Genomic DNA, 16,138 nt, shown 5'->3' on the forward strand with positions numbered 1-16,138 from the left:
AATCAGGTCCTCCGCTTAAGCATCTTGGTTTTCAAAATGGTAACGACCGGTTTTTAAACTGCTTGGGCCGAGACGTGCAAATTTAAACATCAAATAAGCCTCTATCACCAACAGAATAGTGTAGAAAACCGTAATCGAAATAATACTGAACCATAAATCGGCCGGCGTTAAACTCGATGCTGACATAAAGGTGGGTAATACTTCTGAGATGGTCCACGGTTGACGGCCAAACTCTGACACAAACCAACCACATTCAATGGCAACCCAAGGAAGCGGTAAGCTGTAAAGTGCTGCGCGCAGTACCCATTTTTTCTCAGCGATTTTATGACGAGTGCTTTGCCAAAATGCAGCGGCAAACACAAACAACATAATCACCCCGGCGCCAACCATAATGCGGAAGGTCCAGAACATAGGTGCTACCGTTGGAATAGAGTCATACGATGCTGCGATAATTTGCTCTTCAGTCGCATCAACCACTTTATCGGTATAACGCTTAAGCAAGAAGCCATAGCCTAAGTCGTCTTTAACGGCTTCAAATTGTGCTCTTACTTCTGGCGTTTCATCACCAGCACGCAATTTTTCAAGCAGTCCATATGCCACCATACCGGTACGAATACGCACTTCATGCTCTTTAATAAGATCTTTAAGGCCAGTCACTTCTTCATCTAAAGAACGAGTGGCAATAATCCCCATTAAATACGGTATTTTAACGGCGTAATCAGTGTGCATGGTTTCTTGATTAGGAAAACCAACCGCAGTAAAGGCTGCTGGAGCAGGCTCTGTGTGCCACTCAGCTTCAATAGCCGCTAATTTAACACGCTGAACTTCACCGACTTCGTAGCCAGATTCATCACCCAGAACAATAACCGATAGGATTGAAGCTAAACCGAAACTGGCAGCAATCGCAAATGAGCGACGCGCAAACGGTAAGTCACGGCCTTTTAATATGTAATACGCGCTAATCGCAAGTACAAACATGGCGCCGGCTACATAACCAGAAGCAACAGTATGAACAAACTTAACTTGCGCTACAGGGTTGAATACCAAAGCCGCAAAGTCGACCATTTCCATACGCATGGTTTCATAGTTAAACACCGAACCCACAGGGTTTTGCATCCAACCGTTGGCAATCAAAATCCATAATGCCGACATGTTAGAGCCTATGGCCACTAACCAGGTCACGGCAAGATGTTGACGTTTGCTAAAACGATCCCAACCAAAAAAGAACATACCCACTAAGGTCGATTCAAGGAAGAAAGCCATCAAAGCTTCAATGGCCAGAGGCGCACCGAAAATATCACCGACATAATGAGAATAGTATGACCAGTTAGTACCAAACTGGAATTCCATCGCTAAACCCGTAGCAACACCTAAGGCAAAGTTAATCCCGAAAAGTTTACCCCAGAATTTAGTCATATCTTTATATATCTGATTATTTGTCATCACATACAGTGATTCCATAATCGCAAGAATAAAGGCTAAACCGAGGGTGAGTGGAACAAATAGAAAGTGGTACATAGCTGTAAACGCGAATTGATAACGCGAAAGCTCAACAACCTCTTCAATAATCATTGGCAATTCCTTACTTCTTTCAGTACGACCAAATACAACACGGCAATAGCCTAATTACCACTGTGTGATGTTATACCTGAAAACGATAATTTAAAGACAATGGCGCTGCCACGTTTGCCGTTGGAAAGTGACAATTAACCATTAACTTACATTTTTAAATTCTATCTTAAACGCCCTATATCTTACGGTATAAAGTGTTGGTAGATCATATTTTTTAATCAATTATGTGACCAACATTAGATTTTTCGCATGGATATTTATTAGTATATATTATTCAGCGAGTTACGAATTTAACACTTGCGCTACATCGCACAAAAAAGTCAACTTTGTGACGCAAAGCAAATCAACTTTTGCGTTAAAAACCACCAAGACCACCAAATTCGTACTTACCCTCTCGCTAGAGGTATTGACAATACCAGCCCAATTGCTAGGCGGGCATCATTTAAGACTCAAAACATGAAGGAATATCGCTTAACCAGAAAGGGTTGATTAATCGCAGTAACACTTGGTTGCTTTTTTGTAGCAGATAAGTAAAACTTTAACAAATTAAAACACCTAAAAAATAATACTTAATATTAACAATATGATAGAAAAGGCTCGTTAAGAATAAAGTAATAACAAAAAATCAACCCATTAATAAATCTAATCCCTGACATCACTTTTTCTCATTTGAGCAAAATTCACACTCACAGTATAATTTGTGCACAATTAAGAACACGAATTACTACATTTATTGCGTCGTAGTCTTAATCCCCTCCCCTAAATGTTCCGAGATCTTGTTATGACGCTATTATTTGAAAATATTGTAAACCTATACAAACTTGCCTTTTCTGAAATGTTTACTAAGAAAGAAGATAAATAACGTAAACTTACATATCTAATTGATTCCGTTTACGCGGCAAAACGTGATGCGGTAGATTGTTTTTGTTAGCGCAATTCGATAAAGACCCATCATGGTTTTAATGCCATAGTAACAAAAATGTATGGTCCGCCTCGTTATTGCAAATGATATTTTCGATAACGAGGTTGGTTTGCGCTAATGTATTCGGAGTCTTCATTAGGTGCTTTACCACCCGCTCCACGATGAGTTCCGCGCTAGATTGTCCTCAAAAAGCCCAAAGCATACTTTGTTGCTGTTTTTTGTGTCAGGTCTTCAATCTAGTGGTCTGACCGTTCTGCCATCTTATCTATCATCTGCAAACTCGGGTTAAACTCTTATTTCAAATGCTTGCTTGGTCGATAACACTGACCACGCTATTCGCACTAACTTATTTGCCAAAGCAACTACGGCTACATTGAATGGCTTCCTCGCTCTGAGTTCAAGTATCCATTCGCCAAATACCGCCAGCGCTTTTTCTGGCCTTGATAACATCGCTCGTGCACCATGAATAAATAACGTTCTTAATGCCTTATTTCCACGCTTACTGATACCCAGCAAGGTCGATTTACCTCCCGTTGAATATTGATGAGGGACTAACCCTATCCATGCGGCCATTTGACGGCCATTTTTAAAATGAGTGACATCAGAGATATCGGCTAAACACTGAGCCGCTGTTAAATCTCCCACCCCAGGTATCGTTTTTAATAACTGCGCTCGCACGTCTTGCTCAACAAGCTGTTTAAGCTTTTTATCTTGACCTGCTATGCGTTCACTCAGCAGTAAATAGTACTCATGGTGCTCTATCAATTCTTGCATCAACATGACTGGAAGCGGTTCGCCGTTATCGGCAATCCATTGAAATAGCACTTTCATTTTGGCATGCCCTCTAGGAAAACTCATGCCAAACTCAAGTAAGATTGCACCAATGCGTGACATACATGCTGTCCGCTCTTTGATATAACTAGACCGAACACGCTGAATAACACTAATGACTTGTGAGGTTTCTGTTTTTACACCAACAAAGCGCATCGACGGCCTTGTGCATGCTTCAGCTATCGCATCGGCATCAATATAATCATTTTTATTTGTTTTAACGTAAGGTTTAACATATTGGGGAGGGATGAGTTTAACCTCATGACCGAGTGATTGGCATTTTCTTGCCAACCAGTGGGAGCCACCGCATGACTCCATTGCAATTGTCGTTTTAGGTGTTTGTGACAGAAATTGAATGAGCTTTGGACGACTTAAATGCTTACGTAATTGTTCACGACCAGTGTGATCGTGCCCAACAAGATGAAAAGAAGATTTGCCTAAATCGATCCCAATTACTTTAATAGTAGACATGATGCTTCGCCTCTTTGATTAGCCTACCCTAAGTTTAGCTTAGGGGTGAGGCGGACCATCTAATTAAGCCCCACAGCCTAATGCCGTGGGGCTTTTTGTTTGGCTTATTGATTTACTTATTGATTAAATACAAAATTAAACCAATAAAAATGGCGACTCAATTGAGTCGCCATTTGTTTTTGAAGGCTTTTATTTACAAACGGTTGCTTACAGCAGTCATTTATAAACTGTAGCTGATAGCCAACCGATTTAAGGGCTGGCCTTCAACCTTAGCCAATCTTAACTCGCGCGTTACGGAACATGCGCATCCATGGACTGTCTTCGCCCCAACCATCTGGGTGCCATGAGTTAGCAACGGTTCTAAATACACGTTCTGGATGCGGCATCATGATGGTGACACGACCGTCAATGGTACAAATACCCGTTAAACCGTCTGGTGAACCGTTAGGATTTTCTGGGTACTGTGTTGCAATGTTACCGTGACCATCAACATAACGCAGTGCAATTGTGCCAGACGCTTGGGCAGCGGCAAGCGCTTGGGCATTGGCAAACTCTGCTAAACCCTCACCGTGAGATACCGCGATTGGCATGCGTGAACCGACCATACCCTCGAAGAATACCGACGGTGTTTGTTGTACTTCAACCAAACTAAAGCGTGCTTCAAAACGCTCAGAACGGTTGCGCACAAAATGTGGCCAATGTTCACTGCCAGGGATGATTTCTTTTAAGTTAGATAACATCTGGCAACCGTTACACACACCAAGCGCAATGCTTGAATCACGTTCAAAGAAGCGGCTGAATTCGTCACGAGCACGGCTGTTAAATAAAATCGACTTAGCCCAACCTTCACCGGCGCCAAGTACGTCACCATAAGAGAAACCACCACAAGCCACTAGGCCCTGGAATTCTTCTAAGCTGATACGACCCGATAAGATATCAGACATGTGTACGTCACGGCTTTCAAAGCCTGCGCGGTCAAATGCTGCGGCCATTTCAATGTGCGAGTTAACACCCTGCTCACGTAAAATAGCCATTTTTGGCGCGGCGCCTTTTAAAATATAAGGTGCGGCAACATCTTCACTCGGGTTAAAGCCTAATTTGACGGTTAAGCCCGGTGCATCAGCTTGCTGTTTAAGGTCAAACTCTTGCTTAGCGCATTCTGGATTATCACGTAACGCTTGCATGCGGTAGGTGGTTTCAGACCACAAAGTGCGTAATGCAGTGCGGGTGTCGGCAAAGATAACGCGTTTGCCATCAGTAATGCTGATCTTATCTGCAGCTTGTAAGCCACCAATGTGATGACAGCTCACACCTTTAGCTTCAAACTGCTTAGCAATGTCAGCGGCTTGAGCTGCACTAACTTGGATTACAGCGCCTAATTCTTCGTTAAACAAACGCTCTAAATCAGTGCCGTTTAAGCCTGCTAAATCGATAGTTAACCCTGTGTTACCGGCAAATGCCATTTCAACTAGGGTGGTAAATAACCCACCGTCACTGCGATCGTGATAAGCAATAACCGCCTGGTCTGATACTAGCTTTTGCATAACCTCAAAGAAGCCAGCTAGGTTAGCCGTGTTATCCAGTGTTGGCGCAATATCGCCAAGCTCGCTGTAAACCTGCGCTAAACATGAACCACCTAAACGGTTTTGACCGTTGCTCAAATCAAGCATCAATAATGCGCTATCACCTTTATCTGAGCGAAGCTCTGGTGTGACGGTTTTACGAATATCTTGCACAATACCAAAGGCTGTGATGACTAACGACATCGGCGATGTCACGGTTTTACTGACGCCATTGTCTTGCCATGCGGTTTTCATCGACATGGAGTCTTTACCAACAGGAATGGTAATGCCAAGGGCTGGACATAAGTCTTCCCCAATGGCTTTAACGGCTTCATAAAGCCCGGCATCTTCACCTGGGTGACCGGCTGGCGACATCCAGTTGGCCGATAATTTAATTCTTTTGAACGAACCAATATCGGTACCGGCAATGTTCATAATCGACTCAGCAACAGCCATACGAGCCGATGCATCAAAATCGAGTAGCGCTAACGGAGTGCGCTCGCCCATCGACATCGCTTCGCCGGTGTAGCTGTCATAACTTGATGCCGTGACTGCACAATCTGCAACAGGTACCTGCCAAGGACCGACCATTTGGTCACGATTAACTAAACCGGTTACAGAGCGATCGCCAATGGTGATTAAAAAGGTTTTGTCAGCAACGGTTGGTAACGTCAGAATGCGTTTAACTGCCTCAGTTAGCTCAATTTTAGTTTGATCCAACGCGGGTGACACTGCCTTAGCAGACACCACATCACGACTCATTTTAGGCGCTTTACCTAATAATACTTCAAGCGGTAAATCAATTGGCTTGTTATTGAAGTGACTGTCAGCAAGCGTTAAATGCATCTCTTCTGTGGCTTCACCTACAACCGCAAATGGCGCACGCTCACGAGCACAAATATCAGCAAACTGTTGCAGGTTTTCTGGGGCAACCGATAACACATAACGTTCTTGAGATTCGTTACACCAAATTTCAAGTGGGCTCATGCCAGGTTCGTCCGAAGGCACGTTACGTAAATTGAACACGCCGCCACGATTACCATCATTAACCAATTCAGGGAAAGCGTTTGATAAACCGCCTGCACCCACGTCATGAATAAATTGAATGGGGTTGGTGTCGCCTAATTGCCAACAGCGATCAATCACTTCCTGGCAGCGACGTTCCATTTCAGGGTTTTCACGTTGCACAGAAGCAAAATCTAAATCTTCACTCGATTGACCAGATGCCATAGAAGAGGCTGCGCCGCCGCCCAATCCGATATTCATTGCTGGGCCGCCCAACACAATAAGCTTAGCGCCAACAGTGATTTCACCTTTTTGCACGTGCTCTTCACGGATGTTACCTAAACCACCCGCAATCATAATCGGCTTATGGTAACCCCTTACTTCAACACCATTATGGCTCGAGACTTCTTGCTCATAGGTACGGAAATACCCGGTAATAGCAGGACGACCAAACTCGTTATTAAATGCCGCGCCGCCTAATGGGCCTTCAAGCATAATTTCTAATGGGGTGACAATACGATCAGGTTTGCCGTAATTACCTTCCCATGGCTGTACAAAACCCGGGATTTTAAGGTTGGACACAGTAAAACCATTTAAACCTGCTTTGGGTTTAGAACCACGACCCGTCGCACCTTCGTCACGAATTTCACCGCCAGAACCTGTTGCTGCACCTGGATATGGGCTGATTGCCGTTGGGTGATTGTGGGTTTCCACTTTCATCAACACGTGCATAGGTTCTGTATGGTAATTGTAAACGCCATCAGGATCGGGAAAGAAACGCCCTGCAACCGAACCTGTCATTACTGCAGCATTATCTTTATAAGCTGATAATACAAAATCTGGCGTCACTTCAAAGGTGTTCTTAATCATTTTGAACAATGATTTAGGCTGCACTTCGCCATCGATTGTCCAATCCGCGTTAAAAATTTTATGACGGCAATGTTCTGAGTTTGCTTGAGCAAACATCATTAATTCGATGTCGTTGGGATTACGATTTAAGCGAACAAAGTTTTCAACTAAATAGTCGATTTCATCATCTGCTAATGCTAAGCCTAACTTCGTATTCGCCACTTCTAACGCACGGCGCCCTTCGGCCAAAATGTTTACGCTGTTAAATTTAGCCGGTTCTGTGCGAGCAAATAACACTTGAGCGTCATCAAAGCTTGGCAACATGACTTCAACCATGCGGTCGTGCAATAAGCTTTGTAATTGTGTTTGCTGCTCGGCTGTTAAGGTGACTGACTCAACATAATAGGCAATACCGCGCTCTAAACGCTTTACCTTATTTAAACCACAATTTTGAGCGATGTCGGTTGCTTTAGATGACCAAGGAGAAATCGTGCCAGGACGAGGAGTAACAAACAGTAATGCACCTTGTGGAGCGTGCGATTCAATCGCTGGGCCGTAGGTAAGAATAGTTTCGAGTTGTAGACGTTCATTCTCATCGAGTGGTTCAGTCAAATTGGCTAAATGCACATATTCGGCATAAATTTGCGACACTGGAAGCGATGCGTTTTCACAAGCCTCCATGAGTTTTTGAACTCTAAATGCAGATAGTGCTGGGGCTCCGCGAATGATTTCCATCACGTCTATTCACCTTATAATTTATATAGGAGGGTCAGAATTGGCGCCATTATAGGGAATTGCACCATACAAATCACCTTCAAGCACGGGTGAAAACAGTGTTTCCTGATAGGAAAAATATCCCATGATAATAATGCTAAAGTGAATAGCATGACGACTTTACATCTGAATACAAAACAATCAAATATTGCTGCTTATTCATACAAGCCTAGGCGTTTAGGAAAACACCTGATAAAGTATCGCAAAAAAAAACGCTATCCCCCTGCATATTTAAAGGCTATTTACACTCGTTTTTCTCTTATTACTCTCGTGAGTTTTACGAACAACTTAAGATAACCAGTTAATAAATATGATTAAAACCTTATTTGTCATTTTACTCTGCGCAATACTCAGCGCCTGTCAGCCAGTTGATATTCAACAGGTGGATATTGCTGCGCCAGCGCAAAAACGTACGGTCCTTAAGGTCGGTACGCTTTATGGACCACAGATATATCTCAATTCTGAGTTAGGTGAAACCGGCTTTGATTTTGAAATGGCTCAACGTTTTGCCGATTACCTAGCGGTTCCGTTAGAAATGATCCCTTTTACCGATCGTAAGGCACTGTTTAAAGCGTTAAAAGATAATGATATCGATATTATTGCGGCAGGCATTGCCAAAACCCCTAATCGCAGTAAACAGTTTAAGCTTGGCCCTACGCTATATAAAGTCAACCAGGTTCTGGTCTATAAAGAAGGCACGCCAGAACCCAAAGACATTGGCACCTTGTCTGGTGAAATTACCGTTATGGCGAACTCATCATCGGTAAATACCTTAACCCAATTACAAAAAGATCACCCAGAGTTAATGTGGAACCAGGTTAATGACAAAGATAACGAAGAGTTGTTTGCATTGGTTGCCAAAGGTGAATTGAACTACACCATTTCAGACTCAAATAGCTTATTAATCAACCAACGTTTTTTACCCGAGTTACGCGCAGGCATGATTTTGGAAGAAAAACTCGAAGTTGTTTGGTTATTACCGCCAAAAGACAGTGACCGTTTAATGAGTCAACTGCTGGCTTTTTGGCACAATGAAAAACGAGCAGGTACGTTAGAGCACCTCAACGAAAAATATTTTGGCCATGTAAAACGCTTTGATTATGTTGATACTCGTGCATTTATCCGCGCGATTGACAATATTTTGCCCGAGTATCGCAGCATGTTTGAAGAACACGCGGGTGAATTAGATTGGCGTAAACTGGCCGCAGCGAGCTACCAGGAATCACATTGGAACCCTACGGCTCGTTCGCGAACCGGTGTACGGGGGATGATGATGCTCACCCGCCCTACAGCAACCTATGTAGGCGTTGAAAACCGCTTGGATGCTGAACAAAGTATTCGTGGCGGCGCATTTTATTTAAAAGATATGATGGAACGTTTACCCGATACCATTTCTGAATCACAAAGAATTTGGTTTGCATTAGCAGCTTACAATATCGGATTAGGTCATGTTGAAGATGCTCGCCGCTTAACCGAGTCGATGGATAAAGATCCTAATGCCTGGCGTGATGTAAAAAAGGTTTTACCCCTGTTACAGCAGTCAAAGTATTACAAACAAACCCGTTATGGTTATGCCAGAGGCAGTGAAGCGGTTCATTATGTTGACAGTATTCGCCGTTATTACGACACTTTAGTGTGGGTTGATAATCAAACCAAACAGATGGAAGTGATCGACGAAAGCGACAGCATGGAAGTGATTGCCGAAGAAGTACAAATTAATACCAATGTGTCGGCTCAGCAGCCATAACGATTGCATTGTTAAGTGTGAAAAAATACTATGGCTTATCAACAGCGCTCACTTGCGGCGTTGTTAAGCAATTTAATTCAGCAACATGATTTAAAGGGTATCGGTATGAGAAGAAGAGCGATAAGCAACACCATGTCACGCCGTCGTGTCATGCTAAAAGTACATAAAAACCGCATTCAAAACCGTCAACGCGCACATTTTTTATTAGTTCAAACAGATAGTTAATCAACGATTAACTGCTCAAACAAATCAGTCTTCAACCTGTTGCTTTTTAGCGAACAGTTTGAGGGCTTTTTTTTCGGCTCGCCTGCGCTTAAAAAATGCACTTAACTGCTCTGCACACTCATCGGCTAACACCCCTGCACTCACGGCTAATTGATGATTAAACGCAGGATGTTGCAGTAAATCAATCACGCTACCCGCAGCACCGGTTTTTAAATCATCCGCGCCATAAACCACGCGCTTAATGCGTCCGTGGACCATTGCGCCCGCGCACATCGCGCAAGGTTCAAGTGTCACATACAAAGTCGTGTCTAACATTCGGTAATTATTAAGCACCTTACCTGCCTGGCGAATACATTCCATTTCGGCGTGGGCGGTGGGGTCGTTATTGATAATGCTTAAATTAAACCCACTGGCAATCATGACATCATCTTTAACTAACACGGCCCCAACAGGCACTTCACCTTTTAACTCGGCTTGCTCAGCTAGCTGCATAGCCAAACGCATCCATTGGCGATCAATAATCTGTTGAGCTTCATTCACAGGTGTATCGATAACCTCTGGATTAGCATTCGCATGCGAAGCTGAACAGGAAGAGAGATTGGGATCAAGTTGAGTGGCACACTCTGCCTTGGGAATATCTGTCACGCGATTAGCCTAAGTCATGGGATCTACTCGACTATTCTAACAAATAAAAAAGACGCCGCAGCGTCTTTTTTATTTAACTTCTACACAAGATTAACCCCGTTGGGTTATTCCCATTCGATAGTGGCAGGTGGCTTACCTGAAATATCGTAAACCACACGAGATATACCATCAACTTCATTGATAATGCGGTTTGAAACGCGACCTAAGAAGTCGTATGGTAAATGGGCCCAATGCGCTGTCATAAAGTCGATTGTTTCTACAGCTCGTAGCGACACAACCCAATCATATTTACGACCATCACCCATTACACCAACCGAGCGTACCGGTAAAAACACCGTAAATGCCTGGCTGACTTTATTGTATAAATCGGCTTTATGCAGCTCTTCAATGAAAATAGCATCTGCACGGCGTAACAGGTCGCAGTACTCTTTTTTCACTTCGCCAAGTACACGCACGCCAAGGCCTGGCCCTGGGAACGGGTGACGATAAAGCATGTTATAAGGCAGACCTAGTTCTAAACCAATCTTACGGACTTCGTCTTTAAATAATTCACGTAGTGGTTCAACTAAGCCCATTTTCATATCAGCAGGTAAACCGCCCACATTATGGTGCGACTTAATCACATGTGCTTTACCTGTGGCGCTACCAGCAGACTCAATAACGTCTGGATAAATAGTTCCTTGAGCTAGCCATTTCGCATTTGCACATTTTTTAGATTCTTCGTCGAAGATTTCAACAAATACACGACCAATGATTTTGCGCTTAGCTTCAGGCTCAGCTTCGCCAGCCATCGCATCTAAGAAACGATTTTCAGCATCGACATGAACAATATTGAGTCCAAAGTGATCGCCAAACATTTCGAGTACTTGCTCTGCTTCGTTTAAACGCAACAAGCCGTTATCCACAAAAACACACGTTAACTTATCGCCAATGGCGCGGTGCAATAGCATCGCCACTACCGATGAATCAACACCGCCAGACAGACCCAGAATTACTTCGTCATCACCAATTTGTTGCTTTAAACGCTCAATCGCATCTTCAATAATTGATGACGGTTTCCAGTTTGCTTCACATTCACAAATGTCTAACGCAAAATGCTCAAGCATACGCTGACCTTGGCGAGTGTGCGTCACTTCTGGGTGAAATTGTACACCGTAAAAGCGTTTTTCTTCGTTGACCATGGCGGCAAACGGACAGGTGGCCGTTTTAGCAACGGTCACAAAGCCTTCTGGGATCACAGACACCTTGTCACCGTGGCTCATCCATACATCAAGCAATGGCTTGCCATCTGCACTTACGGCATCTTCAATGCTTTTAAACAATGCTGACGTGGTTTGAAGTTCGATTTGAGCATAGCCAAACTCGCCTTCGCCAACGCCTTGAATCACTTTACCGCCAAGTTGTTCTGACATGGTTTGCATGCCATAACAAATGCCTAACACTGGCACGCCAGCATTAAATACGTATTCAGGTGCACGTGGTGAATTATCAGCGGTTACGCTTTCAGGACCGCCGGCTAAAATAATGCCGTTCGGTGCAAATTCACGAATTTGAGCTTCGCTCACATCCCAAGCCCATAACTCACAATACACGCCAATTTCACGAATACGACGGGCAATAAGTTGAGTGTACTGAGAACCAAAATCGAGGATCAAAATCTTATGATCATGAATATTAATCATGGGTAACCTTTACAAATTGATTAAATGCCATGGCCAATACATTGGCCATAATGCGAGTAACAAAAGGGCGACAAACGTCGCCCTTGCCGTAATTATGAACGATAGTTTGGTGCTTCTTTGGTAATGGTCACGTCATGTACGTGTGACTCACCCATTCCAGCTGAAGTGACTCTTACAAACTGTGCTTTTTCATTTAAATCTTTAATGGTGGCACAACCGGTTAAGCCCATGCATGAGCGTAAACCGCCCATGTGCTGGTGAATAATTTCTTTCAACTTACCTTTGTAAGGTACGCGACCTTCAACGCCTTCAGGCACTAATTTGTCTGCGGCGTTGTCACTTTGGAAATAACGATCTGATGAACCTTGAGTTTGGCCCATTGCGCCAAGAGAACCCATACCACGGTATGACTTATACGCACGGCCTTGATAAAGCTCAGTCTCACCAGGAGCTTCTTCAGTACCGGCAAACATTGAACCCGCCATAATGCATGATGCACCTGCGGCTAATGCTTTAGCTAAGTCACCAGAATAACGAATACCACCATCGGCAATCACAGGGATACCTAACGCTAATACCGCTTCAGCAGCATCAGACACGGCTGTAATTTGTGGTACACCTACGCCGGTAACAATACGAGTAGTACAGATTGAGCCAGGGCCGATCCCTACTTTAACCGCGTTAACACCGGCTTCAACTAACGCTAGCGCGCCAGAAGCCGTAGCAACGTTACCGCCAACAATTTGTAAATCTGGGTATTTAGCGCGGGTGTCACGAATGCGTTGTAATACACCTTCTGAGTGACCATGTGATGAGTCGATCAACAGTACGTCAACACCGGCTTTAACAAGGGCGTCAACACGCTCTTCGTTACCAGGACCAGCACCAACTGCGGCACCAACACGTAAACGACCTAACTCGTCTTTACAGGCGTTTGGCTTACGCTCAGCTTTTTCGAAATCTTTTACAGTGACAAGGCCTTTAAGTTTAAAATTATTGTCAACCACAAGGACTTTTTCAATACGATGAGAATGCATTAACTTTTGCACTTCATCTAACTTGGTGCCTTCGGTTACTGTCACAAGGCGATCTTTTGGCGTCATCATGTCGGCAACAGTTTTGCTCCAGTCGGTAACAAAACGTACGTCGCGGCCTGTAATAATACCCACAAGTTCGTGTGCATCATTCACCACAGGGTAACCAGCAAAACCATTTCGCTCAGTTAATTCACGTAGGTCAGTTAAACTTGTCGCGGGAGTGACGGTAACAGGGTCTTGAACAATCCCTGCTTCATAGCTTTTAACTTTGCGGACTTCTTCGGCTTGTTGCTCAATACTCATGTTTTTATGAATAAAACCTAAACCGCCTTCTTGCGCCATTGCAATTGCAAGACGAGACTCGGTTACTGTATCCATAGCAGCAGACACTAATGGGATATTCAGTTCGATTTTAGTCGTTAAACGGGTTTTGAGAACAGCGGTATTAGGGAGTACGGTCGAGTGGGCAGGAACCAACAACACATCATCAAAGGTTAGTGCATCTTTCAGTAAACGTAGCATGGCAACATCTCCCTAGTAAGTAGGATTTGAGGTGAAATATTGCGGCGAGATTATACCTTGCATATTGCAGTTGGTAAATGGAAAATAGATTTTTATTACCGTTAGAATGAGAACATTCATGAGTGCCACAAAAAACAATGTTTACACCGTTTCGCAATTAAACGGCGAAGTGAGGCATATTCTTGAAGGTCAAATAGGTAAAATCTGGTTAAATGGTGAAATTTCAAACTTTTCCTCGCCAAGTTCTGGCCATTGGTATCTCACTTTAAAAGACAGCCAATCACAAATTCGCTGTGCGATGTTTAAAGGCCGTAATCAATCGGTACGCTTTAAACCTGTCAATGGTCAACAAGTCTTAGTTAAAGGCGCTATCAGCGTTTACGAGCCTCGTGGCGACTATCAATTGCTACTCGAGTCAATGTTACCTGCTGGCGACGGCTTGTTAGCACAAGAATTTGAAGCATTAAAGCTTAAATTAGCTGCAGAAGGTTTATTTGCCACAGAAACAAAGCGCCCTATTCCAAGCAATATTCAACGCATTGGCGTGATTACCTCTGCCACTGGCGCAGCGCTTCGAGACATATTGCACGTATTAGCCAGACGCGACCCATCTATCGAAGTGATTGTTTATCCAACCCAAGTGCAAGGTGCAGCCGCGAGCCAATTAATTTGCCAAGCCATTGCTACGGCAAACCAACGTCTTGAAGTGGATGTATTACTACTGACTCGTGGCGGCGGCTCGTTAGAAGATTTATGGTGTTTTAACAGTGAGCACCTAGCTCATGCAATTTACAATAGTGCCCTACCGGTAATTAGTGCTGTCGGCCATGAAATAGACACCACTATAAGCGATTATGTTGCCGATGTGCGTGCACCGACGCCATCAGCTGGCGCCGAGCTATTGTCTAAAGACAAAGGTAACAAAGCTGAAAAGCTGATATTACTGTTAGCCCGATTACAACAAAGCATGAAGCATTATCAGTTGCAACAAAATGGTCGCTTAACCCAATTAACCCACCAGCTTCAACGCCATGAGCCACAGCGAAAACTGCAACAATTTGAACAGCGCTTTGATGAAATGCAGATGCGCTTAGAGCATGCCTTACAACACAAACTCAGCCGTTTAACGTTGCGCCACCAGCAACTGAACAATCGCTTACAACAGCGATCGCCAGTCAACACCTTAACGCTTGAAACACAACGCTTGCAGTACCTCACGGAGCGATTTAACGACGCCAGCACCGACTACTTTAAGCAAGCCTCATTGCGCGTAGCTCAAGCAGCCCATAAGCTTGATACTGTTAGCCCACTGGCCACATTGAGCCGAGGCTATTCAATCACTAGCTCAAACAAACAGGTTGTCGAAAATGCCGAACTATTGAATAAAGGTGATGTGATTCATACTCGATTAAAACAAGGAAGTGTCACTTCGACTGTGACCAAAATATCGTTAAAATAATCCGCTATACAAGGCCAAGGAAAATATGCATTCGCTAAAGGAACTAGCTTGAAGAAAATTAATTACCGTAAATACAAAAATGCTGAACTGTTACATGCTCGATATCGGATTAATCAACAAGTATTTCCTGGAAGATATCAGCAATTATGTGATGAAATAGCTCGCCGCAAACAAAATGGCCAACTCAAAGTTGAAAAAAGTAGCGTGATCGATCATGTCAGCTTCTGGGATCATCGAGAGCTGATTATCGAGTTTACTCAAACCCACAAAATATTGCGCATCACTTTTCTGGTGCTGTATGTATTATCCAATATCATTGCTTTTACGTTTATTGCATCAAAGTATTGGGTAACCGACTTCAGTAAACTTCATCAATACACTGCTGTGCTCGATCAAGCAACATGTCGTAAAGATACAGTGGAAGATGAGGAGACAGGTAAAATTGATGAGTATTATGATGTCGTGGTTTCAATTTATCCTGAAATATTTTTAGCCCCAAACTTACCCGCCTCAACATGCAATAAGATTGCCGCAACATTAACGCCTGGCTCACAAATATCGATTTGGCATCAAGATGGACTTATTCATCTGCTGGTATTGGATCAAAGCACATTACTCAGTTATCGAGACATGAAATCAAAAATACGGGATTTCAATAGCCGTGGGTATTTATTCTTTTTATTCAGCTTATTTGGGATAGCTTTGATTTTCTTTAAATCGCTCTACAATGCGGTTTACCCTGGTACATATAAGAAATATTAGCTTCAACATTTTTATTTCTTTCAGAAAAAACTTTAACTGCGATAAATAGATAACAAAAAAGCCATCTTTCGAT

10 protein-coding genes are annotated in these 16,138 nt (G+C 43.4%); 4 read left to right on the top strand and 6 right to left on the bottom strand.

Going from position 1 to position 16,138, the window contains the following annotated elements; genetic code table 11:
- Positions 1 to 15 precede the first annotated feature (15 nt).
- The 3 genes from AC19MX_RS02055 to purL form a co-directional block, all read right to left on the bottom strand.
- On the bottom strand, positions 16 to 1,572 hold the full coding sequence (locus tag AC19MX_RS02055; RefSeq protein ID WP_432405540.1) for a cytochrome ubiquinol oxidase subunit I: 1,557 nt from the start codon (positions 1,570 to 1,572) through the stop codon (positions 16 to 18).
- 1,207 nt (positions 1,573 to 2,779) lie between these two features.
- On the bottom strand, positions 2,780 to 3,796 hold the full coding sequence (locus AC19MX_RS02060; protein ID WP_432406175.1) for an IS110 family RNA-guided transposase: 1,017 nt from the start codon (positions 3,794 to 3,796) through the stop codon (positions 2,780 to 2,782).
- Positions 3,797 to 4,065: 269 nt separating this feature from the next.
- Positions 4,066 to 7,947 (bottom strand): phosphoribosylformylglycinamidine synthase, encoded by a 3,882-nt coding sequence (purL, locus tag AC19MX_RS02065; RefSeq protein WP_432399199.1) that lies wholly within the window; start codon positions 7,945 to 7,947, stop codon positions 4,066 to 4,068.
- A 349-nt stretch (positions 7,948 to 8,296) separates the two neighbouring features.
- Between purL and mltF the strand changes: the two genes are divergently transcribed.
- The gene (gene mltF / locus AC19MX_RS02070) at positions 8,297 to 9,733 is read left to right on the top strand and encodes a membrane-bound lytic murein transglycosylase MltF (protein ID WP_432398880.1); all 1,437 of its coding nucleotides are present in this window, start codon (positions 8,297 to 8,299) and stop codon (positions 9,731 to 9,733) included.
- 30 nt (positions 9,734 to 9,763) lie between these two features.
- Positions 9,764 to 9,958 carry a hypothetical protein gene (locus AC19MX_RS02075; RefSeq protein WP_432398881.1) on the top strand — a complete coding sequence of 65 codons (195 nt, stop codon included), beginning with the start codon at positions 9,764 to 9,766 and terminating at the stop codon, positions 9,956 to 9,958.
- A 24-nt stretch (positions 9,959 to 9,982) separates the two neighbouring features.
- On the opposite strand, the gene tadA is transcribed toward AC19MX_RS02075, so the two are convergent.
- From tadA to guaB, 3 genes are all read right to left on the bottom strand, one after another.
- Entirely contained in the window at positions 9,983 to 10,510 is a 528-nt protein-coding gene (gene tadA, locus AC19MX_RS02080) for a tRNA adenosine(34) deaminase TadA (protein ID WP_432399200.1), read from the bottom strand.
- A gap of 197 nt (positions 10,511 to 10,707) precedes the next feature.
- On the bottom strand, positions 10,708 to 12,285 hold the full coding sequence (gene guaA, locus AC19MX_RS02085) for a glutamine-hydrolyzing GMP synthase (protein WP_432398883.1): 1,578 nt from the start codon (positions 12,283 to 12,285) through the stop codon (positions 10,708 to 10,710).
- Between the two features lie 92 nt (positions 12,286 to 12,377).
- Positions 12,378 to 13,844, bottom strand: a complete 1,467-nt coding sequence (gene guaB, locus AC19MX_RS02090) for an IMP dehydrogenase (protein ID WP_432398884.1) — start codon at positions 13,842 to 13,844, stop codon at positions 12,378 to 12,380.
- A 118-nt stretch (positions 13,845 to 13,962) separates the two neighbouring features.
- Between guaB and xseA the strand changes: the two genes are divergently transcribed.
- Both xseA and AC19MX_RS02100 read left to right on the top strand, forming a co-directional pair.
- Positions 13,963 to 15,303 carry an exodeoxyribonuclease VII large subunit gene (xseA, locus tag AC19MX_RS02095; RefSeq protein ID WP_432398885.1) on the top strand — a complete coding sequence of 447 codons (1,341 nt, stop codon included), beginning with the start codon at positions 13,963 to 13,965 and terminating at the stop codon, positions 15,301 to 15,303.
- Between the two features lie 48 nt (positions 15,304 to 15,351).
- Positions 15,352 to 16,065 carry a hypothetical protein gene (locus AC19MX_RS02100; protein WP_432398886.1) on the top strand — a complete coding sequence of 238 codons (714 nt, stop codon included), beginning with the start codon at positions 15,352 to 15,354 and terminating at the stop codon, positions 16,063 to 16,065.
- Positions 16,066 to 16,138 lie beyond the last annotated feature (73 nt).

This window comes from Shewanella sp. MF05956 (assembly GCF_059758055.1).